3 protein-coding genes, 1 tRNA gene and 1 pseudogene are annotated in these 2,348 nt (G+C 55.2%); 2 read left to right on the forward strand and 3 right to left on the reverse strand.

Translation table 11 applies throughout. The features are described from left to right. The first annotated feature begins 161 nt into the window (after positions 1–161). Together MYY08_RS17840 and MYY08_RS17845 are read left to right on the forward strand one after the other, a co-directional pair. Positions 162–902 carry a hypothetical protein gene (locus tag MYY08_RS17840; RefSeq protein ID WP_103790943.1) on the forward strand — a complete coding sequence of 247 codons (741 nt, stop codon included), beginning with the start codon at positions 162–164 and terminating at the stop codon, positions 900–902. A gap of 130 nt (positions 903–1,032) precedes the next feature. Beyond that, complete coding sequence (locus tag MYY08_RS17845) at positions 1,033–1,251, forward strand: hypothetical protein (protein WP_038625324.1); 219 nt, start codon at positions 1,033–1,035, stop codon at positions 1,249–1,251. Here MYY08_RS17845 and MYY08_RS19220 read toward each other — a convergent pair. The 3 genes and pseudogenes from MYY08_RS19220 to MYY08_RS17855 form a co-directional block, all read right to left on the reverse strand. Then, positions 1,171–1,398 (reverse strand): annotated as a pseudogene (locus MYY08_RS19220) (hypothetical protein); the annotation flags it as partial. The gene MYY08_RS17845 and the pseudogene MYY08_RS19220 overlap by 81 nt on opposite strands. Before the next feature lie 4 nt (positions 1,399–1,402). Next, positions 1,403–1,756 carry an HAD-IA family hydrolase gene (locus MYY08_RS17850; RefSeq protein WP_052133880.1) on the reverse strand — a complete coding sequence of 118 codons (354 nt, stop codon included), beginning with the start codon at positions 1,754–1,756 and terminating at the stop codon, positions 1,403–1,405. Between the two features lie 350 nt (positions 1,757–2,106). Next, positions 2,107–2,182: transfer RNA gene (locus MYY08_RS17855), tRNA-Asn, on the reverse strand. Positions 2,183–2,348: the final 166 nt, after the last annotated feature.

Consider the following 2,348-nt stretch of genomic DNA (forward strand, 5'->3'; position numbering starts at 1 on the left):
GTTAAAAACAGACATAAAATGTTAATAATTCTTATTTTTCTTCAGATGGTTTCCTTATCCGGCAGACCTTTTATGCTTCATCAAGCTGTTACCGGAATATGAAAAAACAACAGGACGACGCTCAGACGTCGGCACCATAAACAATTAACGGGCAGGGTACTATGTCTCTTATCGCCGCAATCGATCCGCATTGCATTCCTCAGCTACTTGAGGATATTGAAACACAGGGTTATGCCGTACTGGAAAAGGCAGTCACCGGGGAAGGATTAATGCGTTTTCGTCAGTGGGTTGAGGAGGTCAGCGCCAATTCCGGCCAGCGTTACCACGCCATTTTCGGCGACGTGGAAAAAATCGATCGCACGCCGCTGGCGGAGCTGAGCGAAAACGTCGAATTTCATCAGCTGATGCGGCAGATGGCGGAAAAATCGCTGGGCCGCTCGCTGGCCAGACAGCAGATACTTGCGGTGCTGCGCTGCGTGCAGGGGCAGAGCGGCAAAAAGAAATCTAATGCTTTTCACTATGACGCCAGCGTCATCACCGCCCTGCTGCCGATAGAGATCCCGCAGCAGGGCGAGGCGCGCGGCGATCTGCTCCTTTTTCCCAACCTGCGGCGCTTTCGCGGCAGCGTTCTCTTTAACGTCATTGAAAAGGCCATTATGCAGAACCCATTGTCGCGTCATCTGCTGACCTGGGCGATTAAGCACCGGCTGGTAAAACCGATGACCCTGCATTTGCAGCCGGGCAACATCTACTTTTTCTACGGCTATCGATCCTTTCACGCCAACGGCGTCTGCGATCCCGCTTTCCGGCGTGCGACGGCGCTGTTTCACTTTGGCGATCCGCATTACGGCAGCATGCTGACCCGCTCGATCGTGAGGGTGAACCGACTGCTGGCGAAATAGATCCGGCGCGCGCAGCCGTCCGACGGCTACAGATAGTGAACCTGACTCTCGATATGGCCGTTCGGGTAAAAACGGAACGTGCGCCAGCCTGCAGCGCCTGGTCGACGGTTTCGCACAGCCGGAACGGCGGATGCGGCGCCTGATGCTGTTGATGAGCGAGGCGCATCTCATATTTGTTACGGCATTGACGGGCGCTGGCAAGGGAGAGCCCCGGCAGGGAAAGGGCCTCGCTCGCGGCGGCCGTGGCGATCACCGAGGCTTCGTCAGTTGTCAGTATCGCGTCGAAACGGATTTCCTCACGCCATGCACGCGCGGCGGCGATCAGCGTATCGATGATTTGATCGGTTAAAACGCGTACGCCGGCGAAGCCGGGCCAGAGCACGCTATTCTGAGAGGCGGTGAGGTAATAAACCTCCGCGCCGTTTTCACGAAAAATCTCATAGCGGCTGTGAAATAGCTCTCCATGCGAGGTAACCTCAAGATTAAGCAGTTTCATAGCGTTACGCCTTCAGATTGAGTAAAGAGGGCAGATCGGCGATCCGCGGCAGGAAGGCCTCGTCAGCGATAGCGTGGCGGACAAGGTCGTCCGGTCTGAACTTGCCGGATCCGACCAGCAACGTCGGCAGGCCGATCGCTCTGGCGCCGACGATATCCGTGGTGACATCGTCACCCACCATCAGCGCCTGCGATTTATCCAGCCCCATCGAGGCGAGAGCGCTGTTAAACAGCACTGGCGATGGTTTGCCGGTCACTACCGCCTGACGCTGCGTGGCTGTCTCCAGCGCCAGCGTAAACGCGCCGCTGTCGAGCCAGGTTTTTCCCGCGCGGAAATACCAGGGGTTGCGATGAAACACGATCAGCTGCGCGCCGTCGCGGATAAAATTAAATACCTTATTTAAAATGGCGTAATCGAACGCCTCATCAAGATCGCCTAATACGACGACGATTTAAGCTGAGCTTATTCTGATTTTATTTTTGGCTGCGTTTCTGCGCTCTTTTTACCTTCTTCGGCGGAAGATACGAAAGCACGGTGGGTTACGGATCGGACAGCGCGAGGTACCGGACAGGCAGTAAACACGTGAGGGGGTCGGCGGACTGGCCGCTTCGTACCGGGAAAAATAACAGAGGGGAACAAGGGGCGATGACCGTTCGCTGTTGACTGAAAGCAAAAAAGCAGACGCCTGGCATCTGCTTTTTTTAAATCTGGCTCCTCTGACTGGACTCGAACCAGTGACATACGGATTAACAGTCCGCCGTTCTACCGACTGAACTACAGAGGAATCGTGTGAACGGGGCGAATATTACCTGGCCCTGGAGATGATGTCAAAGCCTGTGCCCCGTTTTAGCGCGCGTTTGCTGGCAAAACCGGCAACTGCCGCGCGTTTGCTGCTTTTCTAATCTGCCGCATGGATCTCACTTTAAACGCTTTTCGCCGTCGATGTTAGA

Origin of the sequence: Mixta sp. (genome assembly GCF_024610815.1) — a bacterium.
GTDB classification, from domain to species: domain Bacteria; phylum Pseudomonadota; class Gammaproteobacteria; order Enterobacterales; family Enterobacteriaceae; genus Mixta; species Mixta calida.

What these genes read in the sequence shown, in the direction of transcription:
- MYY08_RS17840 (WP_103790943.1), top strand. Translation starts at nt 162, where the DNA reads ATGTCTCTTATCGCCGCAATCGATCCGCATTGCATTCCTCAGCTACTT.
- MYY08_RS17845 (WP_038625324.1), top strand. Translation starts at nt 1,033, where the DNA reads ATGCGGCGCCTGATGCTGTTGATGAGCGAGGCGCATCTCATATTTGTT.